Below are 19,672 nucleotides of genomic sequence, written 5' to 3'. Positions count from 1 at the left end.
CGCGGTTCAGCGGCGGTGGCGCCGCTGCGACGCGCGCGCAGCCGCACCCGTCTCCACGACCTCCGGCCGCTTCTGCCGGAACATCCGCGCGGGGGTGTCCTCGCCGTCCCACACCTGCACGATGCCCCACGCGACCGCGGCGACGGGCACCGAGAGCACGGCGCCGACAACGCCACCGAGGACGGTGCCGATGGTCAGGGCGATGAGGATGACGAGCGCGTGCAGCTTGAGCGAGCGACCCATCACGACCGGCTGCAGGAAGTTGCCCTCGAGCTGGTTGACGACGATGACGGCGCCCAGCACGATCAGGGCGGTCACGACCTCGCCGGTCGACACGAGCGCCACGAGCGTGGCGAGGATGCCAGCGAGGGTGGCGCCCACGAGCGGGATGAAGGCGAGCAGGAAGACGAGGACCGCGAGCGGCAGGGCGAGCGGGATCTGGAGGATCCACAGCACCACGCCGATGCCGACGGCGTCGACGAGCGCGACGGTGGCCGTGCCGCGAACGTATCCGCCCAGCGTGTCGACGGTGCGGTCGCCGATGCGCTCGGCGCGGGCGTAGGACTCGCCCTCGAAGGGCCGCAGCAGGAACTCCCAGATGCGCGGGCCGTCCTTCAGGAAGAAGAACAGCACGACGATCATCAGCACGAGCCCGGTGAGGAAGCTCGCGGCGGCGCTGACGCCCGCGAGCGCGCCGGAGCCGAACTGGGCGCTCGTGACGAAGTCGATCACAGCGTCGCGCGCCTCGGTGATCTGCTCGTCGGTGGGGGCGAACGGCAGGGTGGCCACCCACTCGAGCACCCGGTCGAATCCTTCCTGCGCCTGCTCCGCGAGCTCGCCGAACTGGTCGCGCACCGCGTTGACGATGAGCCAGACCACGCCGCCGAGCACCACGACGATGGCGAGCAGCGAGATCACCGTCGCGAGCACCGACGGCACGCCCTTGCGGCGCATCCAGCGCATCAGGGGAGCGAAGGCCGAGGCGAGGATGAGCGCGAGGATCACCGGGATGATGACGAGCGTGAGCTGCGTCATGGCGTAGACGAGCCCGGCGACGACCAGCAGCACCAGGATGATCTGGAGGGCCCGCGTCGCGAGTCGGCCGAACGAGTCGGCCCACAGCGACCACGGTGGCCGGACGGGCCGCTGAGCGACGGGTGTCGGCTGCGTGCGTGTGAACAGGCCCATGGTTCCCCCTCCGAAGCGTGCGCCCAAACCTACCGATCGGCGGCTGGGAGCGACGGCGCCGTGGGCGCTCGCTCGTCGGCCGCGGCATCCGCTGGCACCGCGCCGCGCAGCGCCTCGCGCACGGCGGTGATCGCGGGCGAGCCGCTCGAGGCCGACCGGGCGGCCGTGAAGACCTCGCGCCGGGGCGCCCCCGGCAGCGGCAGCGCGCGGAACCGCACGGGCGTGCCGACCCAGGTGAGGTCGTTCATGATCCCGACGGCGTGCCCGGTCTCGATCAGCCGCATCTGCGCTTGCAGATCGGCGGTCGCGAAGCGCACGTCGGGCTCGAAGCCGGCGATGCGGCACTGCTGCTCGCCGAAGTGCCGCGATGCGGCGCCCTGCGGCTCCATGACCCAGGGGTGGGCGGATGCGTCGGCGAGCGAGCCGATGCGGCTGCCGGGTGGCACCGCCAGTCGCAGCGCATCCGTCATGAGCACCTCGCGGTCGAGCCCGAGGTGCTGCGGGGCCGCGTGCCCCGGGTACTGCTCGGCGACGACGAGGTCGAAGTCGCCCACGTGCGTGTCGTAGAGGGCGGTCTCGGGCTCGCGCTGCACCATCTCGATGCGCACCTCCGGAGCGGTCTCCGCGAGGATCCGCAGCATGCCGGGCACGAGCGACAGCGCCGCCGACTGGAAGACGGCGATGCGCACGGTGCCGATCGGGCGACCGAGCGACACCGCGACGGCGCGCTCGGCCGTCTCGAGCTGGGCGAGGATGCCCTCGGCGTGCTGGGCGAGCAGCTCACCCTGCGGAGTGAGTGCGAGCCGCCGCCCCTGCTTGCGCGTGAGGGGCACGCCGACCTCTCGCTCGAGCGCCGAGAGCTGCTGGGAGACGGCGCTCGGCGCGTAGGCGAGCGCTGTGGCGACCGCTGCGATCGTGCCACGCAGGCGCAGCTCGCGCAGCAGTCTGAGCCGTCGGATGTCGAGCATGCGCGCCCTTCGAGAAGCATCGCGAAAAGCGACGGATACTCGTCGCCAACCGTCACTGTACCTGAATGGTGGATGGGTGCAGACTGGCGCTGCGCGCACCGTCGTGCGCACCTCCATCACCGCAGGAAAGGGCAGCAGCATGGGCGCAGCCGCCACCCCGAAGCACGCCGAGATCACCGGCACCGAGACGACCGTGGACGCGGCCGAGCTCGCAGAGCTCCAGGCGCTCGCGCCGCAGATCGTCGAGCAGGTGCGCACCTGGCTCGAGCAGGCGGAGCAGATCCCCTCCGACTCGAGCGCCGAGCAGCTCGCCGGCGTGCTGCGCGACCCGAAGGGCCTTGACTTCGCGGTCGCCTTCGTCGACGGCGTCGTGCGCCCCGAGGACGTCCACGTCGCTGCGCGCACGCTGCGCGAGATCGCCGGGGATGCGCCCTCGTTCCTCCCCTGGCCGATGCGCCAGGCGCTCAAGCTCGGCGGCGGCGTCGCGCCCCTCGCCCCGCAGGTCGTCGTCCCGATCGCGCGCCGCGTGCTGCGCGAGATGGTCGGCCACCTCATCATCGACGCGACCGACGCCCGCCTCGGTGCCGCGATCAAGCGCATCCGCGCCACCGGCGCCCGTCTGAACGTCAACCTGCTCGGCGAGGCCGTGCTCGGCGACCGCGAGGCGAAGCGCCGCCTCGAGGGCACCATGGCGCTCATCGAGCGCGACGACGTCGACTACGTCTCGATCAAGGTCTCTGCCACGACCGCGCCGCACCAGGCGTTCGGCTTCGACGCCGCCGTCGAGCACGTGATCGAGCGGCTGCTGCCGCTCTATCGCCGCGCAGCCGAGACGAAGACCTTCATCAACCTCGACATGGAGGAGTACAAGGACCTCGAGATGACCATGGCGGTCTTCACGCGGATCCTGGAGACGCCGGGCCTCGAGCAGTACCGCGGCGGCATCGTGCTGCAGGCCTACCTGCCCGACGCGCTGCCCGCGATGCAGCGCCTGCAGGTGTGGGCCGCCGAGCGCCGCGCGCAGGGCGGGGCAGGCGTCAAGGTGCGCCTCGTCAAGGGCGCGAACCTGCCGATGGAGCGCGTCGAGGCCTCGATCCACGACTGGCCGCTCGCGACCTGGCACACGAAGCAGGACAGCGACACGCACTACAAGCGAGTGCTCGCCTGGTCGCTGACGCCTGAGCGCATCGGCAACGTCGAGCTCGGCGTCGCCGGCCACAACCTCTTCGACGTCGCCTTCGCGTGGCTGCTCGCGAAGCAGCGCGGCATCACCGCGGGGCTCGAGTTCGAGATGCTGCTCGGCATGGCGCAGGGCCAGGCAGAGGTCGTGCGCCGCGACGTCGGCGGCCTGCTGCTCTACACCCCGGTCGTGCACCCGGCCGAGTTCGACGTGGCGATCGCCTACCTGATCCGCCGCCTCGAGGAGGGTGCGAGCCGCGAGAACTTCATGTCGGCCGTCTTCGAGCTCGCGAACGACCGCGGCCTCTTCGACCGCGAGCGCGACCGCTTCCTCGCGTCGCTCGACGCGCTCGCCGCGCAGGCGCCCGGCACGCACCGCGTGCAGGACCGCACGCAGGCGCCGGAGCCGGCAGCGACCGACGCGTTCCACAACGCGCCCGACACCGACCCCTCGCTGCCCGCCAACCAGGCCTGGGCAGCAGGCATCCGCGAGCGCGCGCAGGGCTCGAGCCTGGGCGCAGACGCCGTCGCTGCCGCGACCCTGCACGACGCCGCAGCGCTCGACGCCGTGATCGAGACCGGCATCGCCGCCAACGACGCGTGGCGCTCGCTCTCGGGCGCCGAGCGCGCCGAGATCCTGCACCGCGTCGGTCACGAGCTCGAGGTGCGCCGCGCAGAGCTCATGGAGGTCGCCGCGAGCGAGGCGGGCAAGACGCTCGACCAGTCCGACCCCGAGGTCTCCGAGGCGATCGACTTCGCGCACTACTACGCCGAGCGCGCGCGCGACCTCGACCGCGTCGACGGCGCCACCGCGGTGCCCTCGCGGCTGATCGTCGTCACGCCGCCGTGGAACTTCCCGATCGCCATCCCCGCGGGCTCGACCCTCGCAGCCCTCGCGAGCGGCGCATCCGTCATCATCAAGCCCGCCCGCGCCACCGCGCGCACCGGAGCCACGATGGTCGAGGCGCTCTGGGCCGCCGGTGTGCCGAAGGACGTGCTGCAGCTCGTGCAGCTCGGCGAGCGCTCGCTCGGCGACCAGCTCATCGGAGACGAGCGCGTCGACCGCGTGATCCTCACCGGCGGCTTCGAGACCGCGCAGGCCTTCCGACGCATCCGCCCCGACCTCAGCCTGCTGGCCGAGACGAGCGGCAAGAACGCCATCATCGTCACCCCCTCCGCCGACTTCGACCTCGCGGCGAAGGACATCGTCTCGAGCGCCTTCGGCCACGCCGGCCAGAAGTGCTCGGCGGCCTCGCTGGTGATCCTCGTCGGCCAGGCCGGCCGCTCGAAGCGCCTGCACAACCAGATCGTCGACGGCGTGCGCTCGCTCGAGGTCGGCTACCCGTGGGAGGCCACGAGCCAGATGGGCCCGATCGTCGCGCCCGCCGAGGGCAAGCTGCTCGACGGCCTGACGACGCTCGGCGAGGGCGAGTCGTGGATCGTCGAGCCGAAGCAGCTCGACGACGAGGGCAAGCTGTGGACGCCGGGCCTGCGCGCAGGCGTGCAGCGCGGCAGCGAGTACCACCTGACGGAGTACTTCGGGCCGATCCTCGGCATCATGCGCGTCGAGACGCTGGAGGAGGCGATCGCGATCGTCAACGAGGTCGACTACGGCCTCACCTCCGGCATCCACTCGCTCAACCCGGCAGAGATCGGCCGGTGGCTCGACACCATCGAGGCCGGCAACCTCTACGTCAACCGCGGCATCACCGGCGCGATCGTGCAGCGCCAGCCCTTCGGCGGCTGGAAGCGCTCGGTCGTCGGCCCGACCACGAAGGCCGGCGGCCCGAGCTACCTCATGCCGCTCGTCGAGTGGGTGAGCGCCGAGGCTGCGCAGCTCGCGCCGATCGAGCTGCTGTCGGTGCAGACGGTCGTCGACGCCATCGAGTCGCTGGCGAGGTCGGCGGATGCGTCGGTGACGGTCGCCGAGGCCGCGGCGCTGTGGCGGTCGGCCGGCTCCGACCAGCAGGTGTGGGCGACCGACCTGGGCGTGGCGCGCGACGAGCAGCAGCTGCTGGCCGAGCGCGACATCCTGCGGCACCTGCCGATGCCGGGCGTCACCATCCGCCTCGCGGAGGGCGGCCGCATCGTGCAGCTCGCGCGATCGGTGGTCGCAGCGCTGCGCGCCGGAGCCTCGGTGCGCGTCTCGACGGCGATCGAGCCGGCACCCGCGGTGCGGGCTGCGCTCGCCGCGGCGAACGTGCCGGTCGAGGTGCAGGACGACGCCGCCTTCCGGCGCGCTGCTGCGGGCCTGGGCCAGGGGCGCATCCGCTATCTCGCGGCAGAGGACGCCGTCGCCGAAGGCGTGCGCGCGCTCGCCGAGGCGGTCGACGGGCGCCCCGACCTCGCCATCGTGTCGCACGCACTCGTCGAGGCCGGCCGGGTCGAGATGCTGCCGTTCCTGCGCGAGCAGGCGATCGCCATCACGGCGCACCGCTTCGGCACGCCGAACCACCTGACCGACGCGCTGATCTAGCGCACGCCAGCGAAGGACCCCTTCCGCCATCGCGGACCCGGTGCACCGGGTCCCCGATGGCAGAAGGGGTCCTCGTTCGTGGGGACCCCTTCCGCCACGAGGGACCCGGCGCACGGGGTCCCCGATGGCAGAAGGGGTCCCTGTGCGGAGGCGCGGGGGGAGCGGTCGCGAGATATCATGGTGGGAGGCCGTGACTGGCGCACAGGTGGAGCACCACCGGGGAGCGGCCGATCTCGAGCCGCGCGCCTGGGCGACACCGCCAGCGACGCGCGCGAGCGCATCAGCGAAGGAGCACCCGTGACCGACCGCATGCCCAGCACGTTCAACTCGCCCCTCGCCGAGGTCGATCCCGAGATCGCCGAGGTCCTGCAGCAGGAGCTGAACCGCCAGCGCGACTTCCTCGAGATGATCGCGAGCGAGAACTTCGTGCCGGTCGCGGTGCTCGAGTCCGCCGGCAGCGTGCTGACCAACAAGTACGCAGAGGGCTACCCGGGCCGCCGCTACTACGGCGGCTGCGAGTACGTCGACGTCGCCGAGCAGCTCGCGATCGACCGCGCCAAGTCGCTCTTCGGCGCCGAGTTCGCCAACGTGCAGCCCCACTCGGGCGCCACCGCCAACGCCGCCGTCCTGCACGCGATCGCGCGCCCGGGCGACACGGTGCTCGGCCTCTCGCTCGACCACGGCGGCCACCTCACGCACGGCATGAAGATCAACTTCTCCGGCCGGCTCTACGACATCGTCGCCTACGGCGTCGACGCCGAGACGAGCCGCGTCGACATGGAGGAGGTGCGCCGCCTCGCCATCGAGCACAAGCCGAAGGTGATCGTCGCCGGCTGGTCGGCCTACCCGCGCCAGCTCGACTTCGCGGCCTTCCGCGCCATCGCCGACGAGGTCGGCGCGCTGCTGTGGGTCGACATGGCCCACTTCGCGGGCCTCGTCGCCGCCGGCGTGCACCCGAGCCCGGTGCCGCACGCGCACGTCGTCTCGTCCACGGTGCACAAGACCATCGGCGGCCCCCGTTCGGGCTTCATCCTGACGAACGACGCCGACATCGCGAAGAAGATCAACTCCGGCGTCTTCCCCGGCCAGCAGGGCGGCCCGCTCATGCACGCGATCGCGGCGAAGGCGACCGCCTTCAAGCTCGCGGCCTCCGCCGAGTTCAAGGAGCGCCAGGAGCGCACCCTGCGCGGCGCGCACATCCTCGCCGACCGCCTCATGCAGCAGGATGTGGCGGATGCGGGCATCACCGTGCGCTCGAACGGCACCGACGTGCACCTGGTGCTCGTCGACCTGCGCGACGCCGCGATCGACGGCAAGCAGGCCGAGGATCTCCTGCACGAGATCCGCATCACCGTGAACCGCAACGCCGTGCCCAACGACCCGCGGCCTCCGATGGTCACGTCGGGCCTCCGCATCGGCACGCCGGCGCTTGCCACCCGCGGCTTCGGCGACACCGAGTTCACCGAGGTCGCCGACGTGATCGCGCTCGCGCTGCAGCTCGGCGCCGATGCAGCCGAGGCCGACCTCGAGCCGCTGCGCGCCCGCGTCGCGAAGCTCGCCGACGCCTTCCCGCTCTACGCGGGCTTCGGCCCCTCGGGGCAGCCCGAGGCGGTGCACGAGCTCGGCTCGTCGGTCGACGGCAGCGGCTCCGCCCGATGACGGCGCGCCTGCTCGACGGCAACGCGACCGCGGCGGCCATCAAGCTCGAGCTCAAGGAGCGAGTGGATGCGCTCGGCGCCAAGGGCGTGCACCCGGGCCTCGGCACGCTGCTGGTGGGCGAGGACCCGGCGAGCCAGTCCTATGTGAAGGGCAAGCACCGCGACTGCGCCGAGGTGGGCATCGAGTCGATCCGCGTGGACCTGCCGGCGAACGCGTCGAGCGCCGACGTGCGGACGGCGATCGAGGACCTCAACTCGGCGCGAGAGGTGACCGGCTACATCATCCAGCTGCCGCTGCCGCCCGGGCACGACGAGCACGCGATGCTCGAGCTGATGGACCCCGACAAGGATGCCGATGGCCTGCACCCGACCAACCTCGGCCGGCTCGTGCTGGGCGTCGACGGCCCCATCGACTCGCCGCTGCCGTGCACCCCGGCGGGCATCGTGCAGATGCTGCGCCGCCACGACATCGCGATCGCCGGCGCCACCGTCGCGGTGGTCGGCCGCGGGCTGACGGTCGGCCGTCCGCTCGGGCTGCTCCTGACCCGCAAGGGCATCGACGCGACCGTGACGCTCTGCCACTCCCGCACGCCCGATCTGGCCGCGCAGGTGCGCGAGGCCGACATCGTGGTGGCAGCTGTGGGCGTGCCGGGGCTCATCACGGCCGACTGGGTGAAGCCCGGTGCCGCGGTGCTCGACGTCGGCATCACGCGCGGCCTCTCGGCCGAGACGGGCAAGGTGAAGCTGCTGGGCGACGTCGACCCCGGTGTGCGCGAGGTCGCTGGCTGGGTCTCGCCCGTGCCCGGCGGCGTGGGCCCGATGACGCGCGTCATGCTGCTCGACAACGTCGTGCAGATGGCAGAGAAGTCGGTGCGCTCGCGCTGACCCTTCGACACGCTCTGCGCCCTTCGGGCGCGGAGCGGCTCAGGGGACGGCTGGGAGCCGTTCGGGCGCAGAGCGGCTCAGGGAGCAGTAGCCCGCTGAGCCGGTGCGCGCCGAAGGCGCTCACCGTGTCGAAGCGCCGGGTCAGGCCGTGTAGGCGTCGCGGAGCGCCGGGTAGTAGTCGTCCCACTCCGGCATGGGCTGGCCTCCGATCGCGGCGACGAGGCGGTCGAGGTACCACTCCCAGCCCGCGGCGACGTCGGGCAGCATCGTCAGCGGCAGCTCGTGCTGCGTGAAGCGGATCAGCGTGCCGGAGCCGGGCTCGCGCCCGCCATCCACCAGCTCGACCTCGAGGCTCCAGCTGCCGGCCTCATCCGTCGTCTGCACGACCAGGTGCTCGGGGGCCGTGCAGTCGATGATCTCGACGGCGCTCGTCGCGTCGCCCTCCTCGGCGGTCATCGCCAGCACGACCTCGCCCGAGTCGGGGTCGCCGACGTAGGTGGCGAACCAGAGACCCAGCTCCCGCGACTCCGACAGGAACGGCCACACCGCGATCGCGTCGGCCGTCACTTGCCGCTCCAGGGTCAGCTCGCACATCTGCCCGTGCTCGGTCACGCTGCCCGTCCGTTCGATGCCCATGCGGTCTCCTCCCGGTGCAGCCGAGCCTACGCATCCGCACCCGTGCACCGCCAGGGTGGCGTCACCGGCCGGCGCTGCGCCGCGAGCTGGCGCCCTCAGCGCCTCCCGCTGCTGCCTCAGCGCCCGATCGCGTCGACGTAGAGGCGGATGCGCTTCGCGTAGGTCTCGGCGTTGCGGGCGATCGCGAGCACCTCGTCGTCGGTCGTCTCTCGCCGCACCTTGCCGGGCACGCCGGCGACGAGCGAGCGCTCGGGGATGACGGTGCCCTCGGTGACGAGCGCTCCGGCGGCGATGATCGAGCCCGAGCCGATGACGGCACCGTTCATGACGGTCGCGTGCATGCCGATGAGCACGTCGTCCTCGACGGTGCAGCCGTGCACGACGGCGTTGTGGCCGATCGAGACGCGCGCACCGATCGTCAGCGGCGAGCCGTGGTCGACGTGCAGCGAGCAGGAGTCCTGCACGTTGGAGTCGTCGCCGATCACGACGGCCTCCTCCTCGGCGCGCAGCGAGGCGCCCGGCCAGATCCCGACGCGCTCGCCGAGCGAGACGGCCCCGGCGATCACGACGCCCGGCATCACGAGCGCCGACTTGGGCAGGTGCGGCACCCGGTCGGGCAGCGGGATGATCGTGGCTCGCTCGTGGACGGTCATGGGGTCAGCGTACGCCGGGACTCCGCTGATGGCGCGGTCAGCGCGAGCGGATGCGCTGCACGCTGCAGCCCCCGCACGCGCGCCGCTGGAGAAGAACGGGATGCGCTTCTCAGAGAAAGGGGGTACAAGGAGAGCAGCGCTTCTCCCGGATCGCTCGAATGGAGGACATCGGTGTCGAACTCGTCTGCAGCTGCCGCACCGCCCGTGGACCCGTCGGCATCAGCAGACGACCTGCCTGCGAGCGGCAAGCGCGGGCGCCCACGCGAGCGCAAGCGCGCGAGCCCGATGCGGCGGCGCGAGGCGCTCGCCGGCTACCTGTTCATCTCGCCGTGGGTGCTGGGCTTCCTGATCTTCACGCTCGGCGCGATGATCTACAGCCTCGTCATCTCCTTCAGCTACTACCAGCTGGCGACCGACACCGCGCGGCCCGCGGGCTTCGCGAACTACGAGTCGCTGATCACCGACCCCAAGATTGCGACGGCGCTCGGCAACACGCTCTTCTACGCCGTACTGGCTGTGCCGCTCGAGATCGCGCTCGCGCTGGGGCTCGCGCTGCTGCTCAACAGCGTTCGGCGCGGCGCCGGCTTCTTCCGCACCATCTTCTACCTCCCGAAGATGACGCCGACGGTCGCCACCGCATCCGTCTTCCTGCTGCTGCTGAACGGCTCGACGGGTGCGATCAACCGCGGCCTCGCATCCATCGGCATCGACGGGCCCGACTGGCTGCTCGACCCGGACTGGGTGAAGCCGTCGATCGTGCTGATGACCATCTGGGGCGTCGCCGGCACGATGGTGATCTTCCTCGCCGCGCTGCAGAACGTGCCGAAGGAGCTCTACGAGGCGGCGTCGATCGACGGCGCCGGGCCGTGGGGCCGCTTCTGGCACGTGACGCTGCCGCTGATCTCTCCGGCGGTGCTCTTCAACGTGCTGGTGCTCACGATCGCGGCCTTCCAGATCTTCGATCAGGCCTTCCTGCTCTTCCATCGGACCACGGGGACCGGGTCGACGGATGCATCGCTGTTCTATGCGATCTACCTGTTCGAGCAGGCCTTCCGGCAGTTCAACTTCGGCTTCGCAGCCGCCATGGCGTGGCTGCTGTTCCTGATCATCCTCATCATCTCGATGATCCAGATGCGGGTCGGCAACCGATTCGTCTACTACGAGGGGGATGAGCGATGACCGCTTCGACCGACGTCAGCGCGAAGGCGGCCGCGGCTGCCCCGATGACCTCTGGCGACCTCGCGAAGGCGGCAGCCAAGCCCTCGCGCGATCGCGGGCCGCGGCTCTCGGCATGGGGCTGGGCCGGCCAGGTGGTGCGCTGGCTGCTGCTGCTGGGCTGCAGCGCGCTGTTCCTCTACCCGCTCGTGTGGCTGGTCTCCGCGAGCCTCAAGCCGCGTGGCGAGGTGTTCGACAACCGCCTGATCCCCGAGACCTGGGTGCCGCAGAACTACGTCGACGTCTTCAACGAGCTGCCGCTGCTCTCGTGGCTCGGCAACAGCGTGCTGATCGCCGTGCTGGCCGCAGGGTTCGTGACGATCGCGAGCGCCATGGTGGCGTTCGGCTTCGCTCGGTTCCGCTTCCCGGGCAGGAAGGTGCTCTTCGGTGTGCTGCTCGCGACGATGATGCTGCCGGGCGCGGTCACCCTCGTGCCGCAGTTCCTGATCTGGAACCAGCTGGGCTTCGTGGGCACGAACGTGCCGCTGTGGGGCGCCAACCTCTTCGGCTCGGCCTTCTACATCTTCCTGCTGCGGCAGTTCTTCCTCGGGCTGCCGAAGGAGCTGTTCGAGGCGGCGCGCGTCGACGGGCTGAGCGCGTGGGGGCAGTTCTGGCGCATCGCGTTCCCGCTGTCGCTCCCGTCGTTCGTCATCGTGTTCCTCTTCGAGTTCCAGGCGAGCTGGAACAACCTGCAGGGGGCGCTCATCTACCTGAACACCGGGTCGGCCGAGGGGTACACCGTGCCGCTCGGCATCGCCAGCGCGATGACGAAGTACGCACCGGAGTCCGGCGGGCACGGCGACTACCAGTACGTCATGGTCGCAGCGCTGATCGTGACGCTGCCGATGCTGATCCTCTTCGCCTTCGGGCAGCGCTCGTTCATCCACGGCATCGCCACCTCTGGCAAGACCGGCTGAGGCGGCACGCGAGAGCGGGGGAGGCCGAAGCCGCCCCCGCTCTCGTGTGCGTCAGGTGAGTGCCTGGCTCAGCCCTCGTTGACGTCGGCCGCCTGCTCGTACGCAGACATCGCCGCCTGCTGCGCCTCCGCGAGCGCGTCAGCCGGCGAGGACTCGCCGAGCAGGGCAGAGGTGACGGCGCTCTCGAGCTCGCCACGGATCTGCTGCCCAGCGGCCGAGCCGCCGAGCGAGGCGCCTTCTGCCGCGACGTCGTAGTAGACGTCGATGGCCTGCTCGAAGCCCTCGTAGCCGTCGGCCGCGGCATACTCGTCGCGGATCATCTCGTCGGCCGCGGGCGAGCCGGTGAACAGACCCGTGTTGATGCCGTTGCGACCCTCGTCCTCCTCGGTCGTCGCCGCGCGGGCGTCGGCAGCTGCGGTCCAGGCCTCCTCGCTGGTCAGCTCGAGCGCCCAGGCGCACGCGGCAGCCGGGTTCTGCGCGCCCGCCGGGATCACGAACGCCGATCCTCCGGTGGCGGAGAAGGGCTCGCCCTCGGTCGTCGTCATCGGGATGGCGCCGATCTCGACGTCGTCGGCGTAGGGCGTCAGCACGTTGAGGTACCACTGGTCGAAGACCGCGGCGCCGACGGTGTCGTTCGCATAGCTGTTGCCGTCGCCGAAGATGTCGATCGAGTCGACGAAGCCGCTCACCTCGGCGTAGCCGCCCTGCACCTCGTAGAGCTCCTGCAGGAACTCGACAGCCTCGACGTTCTCGGCGCGGTCGAGCGTCGGTGCGCCCTCCTCGTCGACGGTGCCGCCGCCGAACGCGAGCATCCACTGGTTGGCCTTCGGCACGCCCTGCGGGTCGAAGCCGACGCGCGTCACGCTGTTGCCCTCCATCACGGTCATCGCCTCCGCGGCGGCGATCATCGCCTCCTGGTCGCTCAGATCGAGATCCTCGGCGCTCACGCCGGCCTCTTCCATGACGCGCGCGTTCGTGAGGATGGCGGGCGGCTGGTAGAACTGCGGCACCGCCCAGATCTGATCCTGATAGGTGATGTCGCTCGTCACCTGCGGGTACCAGTGCGACTGCGGGTCGAGGTCGTTGGCCTCGAAGCACGCGTCGAGCGGCATGATGAGCCCCTGCGCGGCATAGGTCGGCACGAACTGGCGATCCATCTGCACGACGTCGGCCATGCCGCCCGAGACCGAGAGGGTGGTGAACTTCTGCGCGTCGAACGCGGTCTGGTCGAGCTCGACGGTGACGCCCTCGAGCGCTCCAGCCGCGTGATCGAGTCGAGCCTGCCCGACGTCATCGGTGTTCTCGAAGCCCCAGCCGCTCAGCGTGCCGGTCGGCTCAGCGCCGAAGTCGGCCTCCGCGGCAGGCGTGCCGCCTCCTCCGCAGCCGGTCAGCAGCAGTGCTGTCGCAGCCGCAGCGGCGCCAGCGGCGCCCAAGCGTGATCGCATGTCAACCCTCTCTCCTGCAGCGGTCACCATACGACCGCTCCTCTCGCGGACGGTACGCCCCTTTGTACCCCGCGGGTATCGGCCACTTCTCAGGTTCTCCTCCTCCGTCGACGAGCGCGGGCGGATGCGCGGCGTGCACGCGCAGGCGCAGACAGGTTAGGCTCGCCTTACTTCGGCACCGTGGTCCTCCACGATCGCCTGGCCCGACCGTGGAGCCCCCTCCTGCCTGACACCTCGACCGCACGACCGGATGCGAGCGCCGACGCGCTCGCTGCCGGCCGTCGCCGCACCGGTCGTCGCCGCAGCACCCGCACCCGCGTCCTCGCCGTCGTGGCGTCGCTCCTCCTGCTCGCGGCCTCGTCGGCGCTCAGCCTCTTCGTCGGCTCGGGCGACCTCTCTCCTCAGATCGTCCTGAACGCGCTCATGGGCGACGGGACCACCACCAACGACCTGCTGGTGCGCGACTACCGCGTGCCCCGCACGATCCTCGCCGTGCTCGCCGGGCTCGCGCTCGGCCTCGCGGGTGTCGTCATGCAGGCCCTCACGCGCAACCCGCTCGCCGACCCCGGCCTGCTCGGCGTCAACGCCGGCGCCTACTTCGCCGTCGTCGTCGGCACCGGCTTCTTCGGCGCAGGCATCGCATCCGGCCAGATCGTCTGGGGCGTGGTGGGCGCCGGCATCGCCGCAGCCGTCGTCTACCTGGTCGGCACGACCGGGCCGGCGGCGGGCACGCCCGTCAAGCTGGTGCTCGCGGGTGTCGCGATCGGGGCCGTCCTCTCTGGCTTCAGCCAGGCGATCACGTTCGCGAACCCCACGGTCTTCGACCGCGTGCGCTTCTGGTCGGCCGGCTCGCTGCAGGGCAGGCAGTTCGACAGCGTGCACGCCGTCTGGCTGCTCATCGTCGTCGCCGCAGTCGCCGTGCTGCTGCTCTCTCGCTCGCTCAACGCGCTCACGATGGGCGAGGAGGTCGCGAGAGCGCTCGGCACGAACATCCCGCTCGTGCGCGGCGTCGGCTTCGTGGCCATCACGCTGCTGTGCGGCGCCGCGACGGCGGCGGTCGGCCCGATCACGTTCGTCGGCCTCGTCGTGCCGTTCGTCGCGCGGTTCACGGTCGGCGTCGACCACCGCTGGATCATCGCCTTCAGCCTCGTGGCCGGTCCTGCGCTCGTGCTGCTGTCGGATGTCCTCGGTCGCGTGCTCGTGGGCAGCGAGCTGCCCGTCGGGGTCGTCACGGCGTTCGTGGGTGCGCCCGTGCTCATCGCGCTCGTGCGCCGCACGAGGATGCGGTCGCTGTGAGCGGCGCGAGCATGGCGCTGTGGCCCTCGCGCGTCCGGATGCTTCGCGGCCCCGCCGGGATCCGGCTGCTGCTCGACGGACGAGCGCTCGCGGTGTGCGCGGCGCTGCTCGTCGCGATCGCGGCGCTCTCGGCGCTCGCGCTCACCTTCGGCGACTCCGACCTCTCGGTGCCCCAGGTGCTCGCGGCGCTGCTCGGGCAGGGCGACGACAGCACCGTGCGCGTGGTGCGGGAGTGGCGGCTCTCGCGCGTGGTGCTCGCGATCGTCGGGGGGATGAGCCTGGCGATCTCCGGAGCGATCTTCCAGTCGATGACGCGCAACCCGCTCGGCAGCCCCGACATCATCGGCTTCTCGACCGGCGCCTACACGGGCGCGCTCGTGGTGACCCTCGTGCTCGGCGCGAGCGCCGCATCCGTGTCCGTCGGCGCCTTCATCGGTGGCCTCGCGACGGCGCTCGCGGTCTATGCGCTCGCCTTCAAGCGCGGAGTGCAGGGCTTCAGGCTCATCGTGGTCGGCATCGCGGTGAGCGCGGTGCTGAGCGCGGTCAACGCCTACCTGCTCGTGCGGGCGAGCCTCGAGCAGGCCGTGACGGCCGCCATCTGGGGCGCCGGCACGCTCAACGAGGCGCGCTGGCCGGAGGTGCTGCCGGTGATCGCGACGCTCGCAGTGCTGACGCCCGCGTGCATGCTGCTCTCGCGGCGGCTCACGGTGCTCGAGCTCGGCGACGACCATGCCCGCATGCTGGGTGTGCGGGCAGAGCCGACGCGCATCATGCTGCTCGTCGTGGGCGTCGGGCTCGTCTCGATCGTCACCGCGATCACCGGGCCCATCACCTTCGTCGCGCTCGCGGCACCGCAGATCGCCAAGCGGCTCGTGCGCGGCACGGGCCCTGCGCTCATGGCGTCGGCGCTCGTCGGCGCGCTGCTGCTGCTGGCGAGCGACGTGCTCGCGCAGCGCGTCATCGCGCCCTCGCAGTACCCCGTCGGCGTCATCACCGCGTGCCTCGGCGGCGCCTACCTCGTCTGGCTGCTCTCGCGCGGCATGAAGGAGCAGCGATGACTGTGCACCCCGCCGACGGCGGCTCCCGCCTCGAGGCCCGCGGCGCCTCGATCGGCTACGGCGACCGCCACGTGATCGACGGGCTCGACGTCGCGATCCCGGACGGCTCGTTCACGGTCATCATCGGCCCGAACGCGTGCGGCAAGTCGACGCTGCTGCGCTCGCTCGCCCGGCTGCTGCCGCCCACGCACGGGCAGATCGTGCTCGACGGCGACGACATCCGCTCGAAGCCCACGCGCGAGGTGGCCCGCACCATCGGCCTGTTGCCGCAGACCGCGATCGCACCCGAGGGCATCACGGTCGTCGACCTCGTGAGCCGCGGCCGGTACCCGCACCAGGGGCTGCTGCAGCAGTGGTCGGCGGAGGACGAGCAGGCCGTGCGCGCGGCACTGCAGGCGACGTCGACCGAGGATCTCGCGAAGCGTCGCGTCGACGAGCTCTCCGGCGGGCAGCGGCAGCGCGTCTGGATCGCGATGGTGCTCGCGCAGGAGACCCCGCTCGTGCTGCTCGACGAGCCCACCACCTTCCTCGACATCGCGCACCAGATCGAGCTGCTCGAGCTGTGCCGCCGACTGCACCACGAGGGGCGCACCCTCGTGGCCGTGCTGCACGACATCAACCAGGCCGCGCGCTATGCCACGCACCTGATCGCGATGCGCGACGGCGCGATCGTCGCCGAGGGCACGCCCGCCGAGGTCGTCACCGTCGAGCTCGTCGAGCGCGTGTTCGGCGTGCGCAGCCGCGTGCTCGATGACCCCGAGTCGCACACGCCCATGATCGTTCCCCTCGCCCACGGCGCCGTCTCGGCGATGCCGCAGGCCGCGGGCGACTGAACCCACCGAAAGGAAACCCATGACACTCCGCACTCGCCGCGCTCGCGCGGCCACCGCAGCGATCGCCGGCGCGCTGGCCATCGGCCTGCTCGCCGGCTGCTCGGCCTCCACGCCCGAGGTCTCCACAGAGCCCACCGGCAGCGAGGCGCCCGCGGGTGACGGCCCCCTCGCGACGGTCGACACGATGTTCGGCGCCGTCGAGGTGCCGCAGCCCGAGGACGGCGAGCTCACCGTCGTCGCGCTCGGCTGGTCGGATGCCGAGATGGCGCTCGCCCTCGGCGTCACGCCGGTCGCCGTCTTCGACTGGCAGGGCTTCGGCGCCGAGAGCAACGGCGTCGGACCTTGGGCGGCCGAGCTCTTCGGCGATGAGGAGCCGGTGCTCATCGAGCGCGGCGACGAGTCGCTCAACTACGAGCAGATCCTCGGCCTCGACCCCGACGTGATCCTCAACACCCGCTCAGGCAACGACGAGGCGGAGTTCACGAACCTCAGCGACATCGCCCCCACCATCTACGGACCCGAGGGCGCTGGTGCGTTCGCGACCGAGTGGACGGACCAGCTGACGCTCGTCGGCGAGGCGCTCGGCAAGGCCGACGAGGCGCAGGCGCTCATCGAGGAGGTCGAGGGCGAGATCACCGCGGCCGCCGAGGCCAACCCCGAGTTCGCGGGCCTGACCACGGCATCCGTCGCCAAGTTCGGCGACGCCTACGGCGCCTACCTCCCGGGCGACGGCCGCTTCGACCTGCTCGCAGAGCTCGGCTTCGAGAACAACCCGGCGATCGCCGACCTCGAGTCCTCCGGCTTCTTCGCCAATGCCTCTGCCGAGAGCGTCGCTGCCTTCGACGCCGATACGGCGGTCATCCTGCCCATCGGCTACACGCTCGAGGAGACCGAGCAGGATGCGCTGCTCTCGTCGCTGAGCGTCGTGCAGGACGGCCGGGCGGTCTTCATCGACCCCGCCTCCGACCTCGCCGGCGCATGGGGTGCGGCGAGCGCGCTCAGCATCCCGGTCGTGCTCGACGAGCTGGTGCCGCAGCTGGCGGAGGCCGCTGCGAAGCTCTGACCGCGACGTCTGCCATCTCGGCAGCGCCTCGAAGGGCGGGTGCGCCTCGGCGCCCCGCCCTTCGGCGTACCGTAGTGGCGGGCGAGCGCCCGGCCCCCGTAGCCCAATCGGCAGAGGCAGCGGACTTAAACTCCGCGCAGTCTGGGTTCGAACCCCAGCGGGGGCACGCGTCGCCCGGGCGGCCTCGGCCGCGAGGGGCTCAGAGCCCGACGAGCTCCTCGAGCGCGACCGGCGGGCGGCCGGTGAGCAGCTCGACGTCGCCGCTTACATGCTCGTTCTCGCCCGCAGCGATCGCCGTGTAGGTCGAGACCCAGGCCTCCACGCGCATCTCGCTCGCTCCCGTCGCCGCTCGCCAGCGACGGCCCTCCTCGACGGTCTCGTCGAGATAGCGGATGCGTCGGCCGGTCGCCGCGGTGAGGGTCGCGGCGATCTCGTGGAACGAGAGCGCTCGCGGCCCGGTCAGCTCGTAGGTGCGGCCGGCATGCGCTGCGGGATCCCGCAGGACGGCAGCTGCAGCTCGGGCGACATCGAGCTTGGCGACGGCCGCGACTCGGCCCTCTCCCGCGGGGCCCTGCACGGTGTCGTCCGCGCCCGGCAGCAGGGCGACGAGGTCGAGAGGGAAGGCGCTGCGCAGGATGGTCCAGGCCATGCCGCTCGCGCGGATCGCCTCCTCGGTCGCGAAGTGCGAGCGGCCGAAGGTGAAGGTCGAGGTCGCCGAGGCGCCCTGGGTCGACAGGTAGACGATGTGCTCGACGCCGGCGTCGACGGCGGCGGCGACGAAGCCGAGCTGCTGCTCGAGCCACTGGGGCTCCTCGTCGGCCGACACCATCAGCAGGGTGCGCACGCCGACGAGCGCAGCCCGCGCGAGCTCGTCGTCGCAGTAGGTGCAGGCCATGATCGCGGCGCGCGGCAGCTGCGGGGCCCTGGCCGAGTCGCGGGCGAGCAGCCGCAGCGCCGCACCGCCCCGTGCGAGCTCCTCTGCCGTCAGCCGCCCGACCGTGCCGGTCGCGCCGGTGATCGCGAGCTCGGGAAGCGCCGGCGCAGCGGCTGAGCGCGCGCCATCGGGCAGCGCTCCATCAGCCAGTGCGGGGGCCTCGGTCATGCGTGTCTCTCCTGGGTGGCTGGGGCCGGTCGACTCCCGAATGCTGGACTCTCGACGATACGACGCCGAAGCCGCTCGCCGTGCCGTGCGCGGGCTGCTTCAGGGAACCCTGCGTCAGCCCTCAGACCTCAGACCTCAGTAGGCTCGCGGCATGCGCGCACCCACCGGCCAGCAGTTCTCCCTCTCGGGCACCGTCGACGGCAAGCAGCTGCGCGCGACGATCACGGAGGTCGCTGCGGGGCTGCGCGAGCTCGTCTTCGATGGCGTCGACCTCGTCGAGCCGTTCCCGGAGGAGGCCCGCCCGGCCAAGGCGCAGGGCATCGTGCTGGCGCCGTGGGGCGGCCGCGTCGCCCGCGGCGACTGGCAGCTCGACGGCAAGCGCCAGCAGCTGGCCATCACCGAGCGCGACCTCGGCAACGCCAGCCACGGCCTGCTGCGCTTCGCGCCATACCGCGTGCTCGAGCACACCGACTCGAAGGTCGTGCTGCAGGCGACCATCCACGCGCAGACCGGCTTCCCGTTCCTGCTCGACACCTCCGTCACCTACGAGCTCACCGACGATGGCCTGCTCGTCACCCACGAGGCCGTCAACGTCGGGACGGAGCGGGCGCCGTGGTCGTGCGGCGCGCATCCGTATCTCTCCGTCGGCGACACACCGGCCGAGCGCCTCACGCTCACCGTGCCGGCAGCGCGCGTGTTCAACGCAGAAGGGCTCATCCCGACCGAGGAGACCCTGGTCGATGCGATGGATGCGACGGCGCCAGACCTGCGCGGCGGCCGTCGGCTGGCAGAGCTCGACATCGACCACAACTACTCCGGGCTCGAGCTCGAGGACGGCGTGGTCACCTCGTCGCTCATCGACGACACCGGCCGCGGGGCCGAGCTCTGGCAGGACTCCGCGTTCCCCTTCGCGGTCGTGTTCACGCCCCGCGACTTCCCGGCGGCCGTCGGCCCGAAGCACGTCGCCGCCGTCGAGCCGATGTCGGCGCCCGCGAATGCTCTCAACAGCGGCACCGGCCTCGTCTGGCTCGAGCCGGGGGAGCGCTGGGTCGGCCACTGGGGCATCGACCCGGTCGGCTTCTGAGGCGGATCCCCGCGCG

The 19,672-nt window shown here is 71.7% G+C and carries 16 protein-coding genes, 1 tRNA gene and 1 riboswitch; of the genes, 11 read left to right on the top strand and 6 right to left on the bottom strand.

The features are described from left to right. Positions 1 to 6: 6 nt before the first annotated feature. Positions 7 to 1,188, bottom strand: coding sequence for an AI-2E family transporter (locus tag BQ6202_RS00235; protein WP_072312682.1), 1,182 nt, complete (start codon positions 1,186 to 1,188; stop codon positions 7 to 9). A 29-nt stretch (positions 1,189 to 1,217) separates the two neighbouring features. Beyond that, the gene (locus BQ6202_RS00230; RefSeq protein WP_072312681.1) at positions 1,218 to 2,156 is read right to left on the bottom strand and encodes a LysR substrate-binding domain-containing protein; all 939 of its coding nucleotides are present in this window, start codon (positions 2,154 to 2,156) and stop codon (positions 1,218 to 1,220) included. A 139-nt stretch (positions 2,157 to 2,295) separates the two neighbouring features. On the opposite strand from BQ6202_RS00230, the gene BQ6202_RS00225 reads away from it, so the two are divergent. From BQ6202_RS00225 to BQ6202_RS00215, 3 genes are all read left to right on the top strand, one after another. Next, complete coding sequence (locus tag BQ6202_RS00225) at positions 2,296 to 5,811, top strand: proline dehydrogenase family protein (protein WP_072313138.1); 3,516 nt, start codon at positions 2,296 to 2,298, stop codon at positions 5,809 to 5,811. A gap of 180 nt (positions 5,812 to 5,991) precedes the next feature. Beyond that, positions 5,992 to 6,070, top strand: a riboswitch (ZMP/ZTP riboswitch). Between the two features lie 50 nt (positions 6,071 to 6,120). After that, positions 6,121 to 7,470 carry a serine hydroxymethyltransferase gene (glyA, locus tag BQ6202_RS00220; RefSeq protein WP_083586953.1) on the top strand — a complete coding sequence of 450 codons (1,350 nt, stop codon included), beginning with the start codon at positions 6,121 to 6,123 and terminating at the stop codon, positions 7,468 to 7,470. After that, positions 7,467 to 8,354: a bifunctional methylenetetrahydrofolate dehydrogenase/methenyltetrahydrofolate cyclohydrolase gene (locus tag BQ6202_RS00215; protein WP_072312679.1), complete on the top strand. Its 888-nt coding sequence runs from the start codon at positions 7,467 to 7,469 to the stop codon at positions 8,352 to 8,354. Before glyA ends, BQ6202_RS00215 begins: the two co-directional genes overlap by 4 nt. 141 nt (positions 8,355 to 8,495) lie before the next feature. Here the strand turns inward: BQ6202_RS00215 and BQ6202_RS00210 are convergent, their stop codons facing one another. Both BQ6202_RS00210 and BQ6202_RS00205 read right to left on the bottom strand, forming a co-directional pair. Next, positions 8,496 to 8,990, bottom strand: a complete 495-nt coding sequence (locus BQ6202_RS00210; protein WP_083586765.1) for an SRPBCC domain-containing protein — start codon at positions 8,988 to 8,990, stop codon at positions 8,496 to 8,498. 116 nt (positions 8,991 to 9,106) lie between these two features. Beyond that, entirely contained in the window at positions 9,107 to 9,643 is a 537-nt protein-coding gene (locus BQ6202_RS00205) for a gamma carbonic anhydrase family protein (RefSeq protein ID WP_072312678.1), read from the bottom strand. A 285-nt stretch (positions 9,644 to 9,928) separates the two neighbouring features. On the opposite strand from BQ6202_RS00205, the gene BQ6202_RS00200 reads away from it, so the two are divergent. Next, complete coding sequence (locus BQ6202_RS00200) at positions 9,929 to 10,822, top strand: carbohydrate ABC transporter permease (protein WP_083586951.1); 894 nt, start codon at positions 9,929 to 9,931, stop codon at positions 10,820 to 10,822. Then, on the top strand, positions 10,819 to 11,775 hold the full coding sequence (locus BQ6202_RS00195) for a carbohydrate ABC transporter permease (RefSeq protein WP_072312677.1): 957 nt from the start codon (positions 10,819 to 10,821) through the stop codon (positions 11,773 to 11,775). Before BQ6202_RS00200 ends, BQ6202_RS00195 begins: the two co-directional genes overlap by 4 nt. A 68-nt stretch (positions 11,776 to 11,843) precedes the next feature. Here BQ6202_RS00195 and BQ6202_RS00190 read toward each other — a convergent pair whose 3' ends face one another. After that, complete coding sequence (locus BQ6202_RS00190) at positions 11,844 to 13,220, bottom strand: extracellular solute-binding protein (protein ID WP_072312676.1); 1,377 nt, start codon at positions 13,218 to 13,220, stop codon at positions 11,844 to 11,846. Between the two features lie 180 nt (positions 13,221 to 13,400). On the opposite strand from BQ6202_RS00190, the gene BQ6202_RS00185 reads away from it, so the two are divergent. The 5 genes from BQ6202_RS00185 to BQ6202_RS00165 all read left to right on the top strand — a co-directional run bounded on the left by BQ6202_RS00185 (position 13,401) and on the right by BQ6202_RS00165 (position 17,636). Then, positions 13,401 to 14,516 carry an iron chelate uptake ABC transporter family permease subunit gene (locus BQ6202_RS00185; protein ID WP_234946075.1) on the top strand — a complete coding sequence of 372 codons (1,116 nt, stop codon included), beginning with the start codon at positions 13,401 to 13,403 and terminating at the stop codon, positions 14,514 to 14,516. Beyond that, positions 14,513 to 15,574 carry a FecCD family ABC transporter permease gene (locus BQ6202_RS00180; RefSeq protein ID WP_234946074.1) on the top strand — a complete coding sequence of 354 codons (1,062 nt, stop codon included), beginning with the start codon at positions 14,513 to 14,515 and terminating at the stop codon, positions 15,572 to 15,574. Before BQ6202_RS00185 ends, BQ6202_RS00180 begins: the two co-directional genes overlap by 4 nt. Further along, on the top strand, positions 15,571 to 16,407 hold the full coding sequence (locus BQ6202_RS00175) for an ABC transporter ATP-binding protein (protein ID WP_072312675.1): 837 nt from the start codon (positions 15,571 to 15,573) through the stop codon (positions 16,405 to 16,407). The genes BQ6202_RS00180 and BQ6202_RS00175 overlap by 4 nt, the downstream gene beginning before the upstream one ends. 19 nt (positions 16,408 to 16,426) lie before the next feature. Continuing rightward, positions 16,427 to 17,470, top strand: coding sequence for an iron-siderophore ABC transporter substrate-binding protein (locus BQ6202_RS00170; RefSeq protein WP_072312674.1), 1,044 nt, complete (start codon positions 16,427 to 16,429; stop codon positions 17,468 to 17,470). Positions 17,471 to 17,562: 92 nt separating this feature from the next. Then, positions 17,563 to 17,636: transfer RNA gene (locus BQ6202_RS00165), tRNA-Leu, on the top strand. A gap of 33 nt (positions 17,637 to 17,669) precedes the next feature. Here BQ6202_RS00165 and BQ6202_RS00160 read toward each other — a convergent pair. Then, positions 17,670 to 18,572 carry an NAD(P)H-binding protein gene (locus BQ6202_RS00160; RefSeq protein WP_072312673.1) on the bottom strand — a complete coding sequence of 301 codons (903 nt, stop codon included), beginning with the start codon at positions 18,570 to 18,572 and terminating at the stop codon, positions 17,670 to 17,672. A 151-nt stretch (positions 18,573 to 18,723) separates the two neighbouring features. On the opposite strand from BQ6202_RS00160, the gene BQ6202_RS00155 reads away from it, so the two are divergent. Beyond that, positions 18,724 to 19,656 (top strand): aldose 1-epimerase family protein, encoded by a 933-nt coding sequence (locus BQ6202_RS00155; RefSeq protein ID WP_072312672.1) that lies wholly within the window; start codon positions 18,724 to 18,726, stop codon positions 19,654 to 19,656. The last annotated feature ends 16 nt before the right edge of the window (positions 19,657 to 19,672 follow it).

This window comes from Agrococcus sp. Marseille-P2731, from assembly GCF_900117395.1.
Taxonomy (GTDB): domain Bacteria; phylum Actinomycetota; class Actinomycetes; order Actinomycetales; family Microbacteriaceae; genus Agrococcus.
The sequence above is the reverse complement of the archived record's forward strand: the minus strand, read 5'-3'. Positions and strand labels throughout refer to the sequence as shown.